At 63.8% G+C, this 3,236-nt stretch carries 4 protein-coding genes; 3 read left to right on the top strand and 1 reads right to left on the bottom strand.

Going from position 1 to position 3,236, the window contains the following annotated elements; translation table 11 throughout:
• The coding region (locus tag ACY693_RS17085; RefSeq protein ID WP_462323012.1) for a hypothetical protein at positions 1-621 on the top strand (621 nt) is incomplete at its 5' end.
• Positions 622-831: 210 nt separating this feature from the next.
• On the opposite strand, the gene ACY693_RS17080 is transcribed toward ACY693_RS17085, so the two are convergent.
• Complete coding sequence (locus ACY693_RS17080; RefSeq protein ID WP_462323011.1) at positions 832-2,067, bottom strand: Fic family protein; 1,236 nt, start codon at positions 2,065-2,067, stop codon at positions 832-834.
• A gap of 256 nt (positions 2,068-2,323) precedes the next feature.
• Here ACY693_RS17080 and ACY693_RS17075 point away from each other — a divergent pair, with 256 nt between their 5' ends.
• Together ACY693_RS17075 and ACY693_RS17070 are read left to right on the top strand one after the other, a co-directional pair.
• Positions 2,324-2,914, top strand: a complete 591-nt coding sequence (locus tag ACY693_RS17075) for a recombinase family protein (protein ID WP_462323010.1) — start codon at positions 2,324-2,326, stop codon at positions 2,912-2,914.
• Positions 2,904-3,137 carry a WGR domain-containing protein gene (locus ACY693_RS17070; protein ID WP_462323009.1) on the top strand — a complete coding sequence of 78 codons (234 nt, stop codon included), beginning with the start codon at positions 2,904-2,906 and terminating at the stop codon, positions 3,135-3,137. Before ACY693_RS17075 ends, ACY693_RS17070 begins: the two co-directional genes overlap by 11 nt.
• The last annotated feature ends 99 nt before the right edge of the window (positions 3,138-3,236 follow it).

The raw sequence follows: 3,236 nt of genomic DNA, 5'->3' as shown, positions 1-3,236 counted from the left end.
GTGGTGCTGCAGAACAACGGTGGTGATGACAAGACCGTCTCCGCCGACGGCGCGTTCACCTTCGATACCGAGGTCGTCTACGGCGGCAGCTACAACGTCACCGTGGCGACCCAGCCCACGGGGCAGACCTGCACCGTCCCCAATGGCAGCGGCAGCGACGTCATGGCCGACGTGACCACGGTTGCTGTTGCCTGTGCGAACACCCCCTCGGGAGATCAATCGACCATCGGCTCCGCCGACCCCACCGTCGTGACCCCAGGCGAGGACGCGACGAGCGTCGTGACGGTGCGCGATTCGGACGACGACCCGCTGTCGGGAATCAGCGTGGCTTTGGTCGTTGATTCAGCGTCTGTGAACGCCGGCGCCGTGAGCATCAATACCAGTCCCACGTCGACCAATGCACAGGGTGAAGCGTCCTTCGTGGTCACCAGCAGCATCGCCCAAGAGGTGCGGTTCAAGGCATCGTTTAATCCCGACCTGTTCATCACCATCAGCTGGTCGCAGGCGCCGGTGCCCAACCCCGCGCCCATCCCCACGCTCGGCCTACCGGCGCTCGGGGCCCTGGCCGCTGTGATGGCGGCACTGGCGGGTTGGCGACAGCGGCGACGCAGCAGGCGCTGAGGCTCACCAGCGCAGGGGCGCTCGCCATCTCGCGCTATGCCGAGCTGCTGGGCGTCTCGGTGCGCACGCAGAAAGCCCTATCAGCTGCTCTTTGGGGTTTGGCCGCCGGCATGCCGGAGCCGTCGCCTGCCGGCTCCAGCGCGTGCGCGTTTCCTGTGATCAGCTGGTCTGTCATGAGGGGAGGGGTGGCTTTACTCTCTTTCCAGCGTTTCAGGATTGCTCAGGGAACAGTCCCGGCATCCAGCGCGTGGCCAGGTGAGCGGGAAATGCGAGTCGCAGCGGCGCACGCGAAGTTTGGGAAATGATCACGCCGTGCTCGAAGAGCATGGACACGGCCCGTCGGGCGTGGCGTTCGCCGACGCCGAGTAGCGCAGGAACATCGCCACGGGACAGTGTGCCGCGATACAGCAAGGCTTCCAGGATGCGCTCCGCATGCGGGGGGAGTGTGCGTGCACGGATCTCCTCTTCGACCCACAGCAAGATGCGCTCGCGCAGGCGGTGCGGTTGGACCAGTGTTTCCATGAAGCGCACCTGATCGATGCTGGTTTCGAGGAAGAAACGGGTAAAGTCCGCCAGGGCCTCCTCGCTTAAGTTGCCACGACCGTCGAGGTCATTGCGCCGTTGCATGTCACAGGCGGCGAGGTGGTGTTTGTAGTCGCTGACCTGCCGGGCCAAGCCGCGCGAGATCGACCAAACACCGCCTGTGTCGAGGACGTCACGCAACATTGCGTGCGAGAGCAGTCGGGCCACGCGTCCGTTGCCGTCCAGGAAGGGGTGCATCCACAACAACCGATGATGCGCGGCAGCGGCCGCAATGATTGTCTCGGCCTTACCAAGCCTGCTGTAGAGCCGCTCGAAATGTTCAAGAAATCGAGGCACGGCGCCGGGACTGATGGCGACGTGCCGACCGACCCTGACGTCCTGGGTGCGCAGCAAGCCTGGGGTCACGCGGATGCGCCGGCCGGTGTCCGGGTCCTCGGCCCACAGCAGGGCTTCGGGAAGGGCCTCTGCGAAGCGCTTGTGAATGGCCCTGAGACCCGCGTACGTGACCGCCTGGCCATCGGGTAATCCGCCGTCATCGATCCACTGCTGAACCGCGATGTGTGCGCGTGCCTCAAGCTGGAGGTTGCGCGTCTCCGGATTGGTACTGTAATCGTCCTTCAGTGCCCGTTCGATATCGACCGGATGGGTGTCGTGGCCCTCGATGAGGTTGCTGTAATAGCAGTTCATCGCGCGCACGAGATCGGCCAGTGCGCTCATCACCCCTTCCGGAAGACTGCGGCGGAATCCCGCTGCGTGCGCGGCCAGATCCACGGCCAGATCGGAAAGACCGGCACGGTATCTTGAGGACTCCGCGATCCGCATGGGCTCCATGATGGACACCCGCTCGCCGCGATCCGCAAGCGCTTGGATGTCCGCTTCGATGTCCGGTTTCTGATCGCTCATAACACTCTGAGTAACATGCCATTGAGCAATCTTCAAGCGTCATATTTGGCGCCTTCCAAGTCCGCTTCGGTAAGGCTTTTCAACCGGCGCCATGTGGGACTCTCTCCCTTCACCGACTGCCCAACTGAGTTAGAGCCTATCCGGACATCCTGAACCTGTACGAAAAACCGTCAGGATAGAGCCGAAAGTGTTTTTGATTGACAGCCGTCCAGTGATGCTATAGACCTTTTCCTGACAGAACGGGCAGGAGAGGGTCATGCAGGGTCAACGGGTCGGCTATATCCGGGTGAGCAGTTTCGATCAGAACCCCGAGCGGCAGCTCGAGGGTGTCCCGCTCGACCGGGTCTTCACCGACAAGGCTTCGGGCAAGGACACGCACCGCCCTGCGCTTGACGCTCTGATCGCCTTCGTGCGCGAGGGCGACGTGCTGGTCGTGCACAGCATGGATCGCCTTGCGCGCAATCTGGACGACCTGCGCCGGCTAGTGAGTGATCTAACCGGCCGCGGCCTGCGCATCGAGTTCGTCAAGGAGGGGCTGACCTTTACCGGCGAGGACTCGCCCATGGCCCGGCTGCTGCTCTCCGTTATGGGTGCCTTTGGCGAGTTCGAGCGCGCCCTGATCCGCGAGCGTCAGAGGGAAGGGATCGCGCTTGCCAAGAAGAAGGGCAAGTACAAGGGCCGCAAGCCGGCCCTCTCGGCCGCACAGGTTGAGGCCGTCCGCGCCCGCATCGCGGCCGGCGAGAAGAAGGCGGCGATCGCCCGGGACCTCGGTATCAGCCGCGAGACGCTCTACCAGTACCTCAAGGCCGGCAAGTCAGTCCGGGAGGACGGCGCCCATGCCGCCTGAGTCTGCCGTCCACCTGCGGCGGATCGATCCCGAGCAGCGCGTAGCGCGTTTCTACAGTCTGCACCTTGCCCCGACGCTGTTCGGGGGCTGGGACCTGGTCCGGGAATGGGGCCGGATCGGCAGCCCCGGCACGGTGCGTCTGGACGCCTTCGAGAGCGAGGAGGCTGCGGCGGACGCCCTGCGGCGGATCGCCAGTCAGAAGAGAAGGCGGGGGTATGGGTGAGGCGAATGCCCTGGCCGGAAACGATCGTCCTTGTGTAGTAAGATAAAGTCTTATAGCATGAGCAAAGTATGTATGAGGAAAGCATCATGGCCAGAACCC

It is taken from the genome of Halochromatium sp., assembly GCF_054919635.1.
Note: the sequence above shows the minus strand (reverse complement) of the source record. Positions and strands in the feature narration are given on the sequence as shown.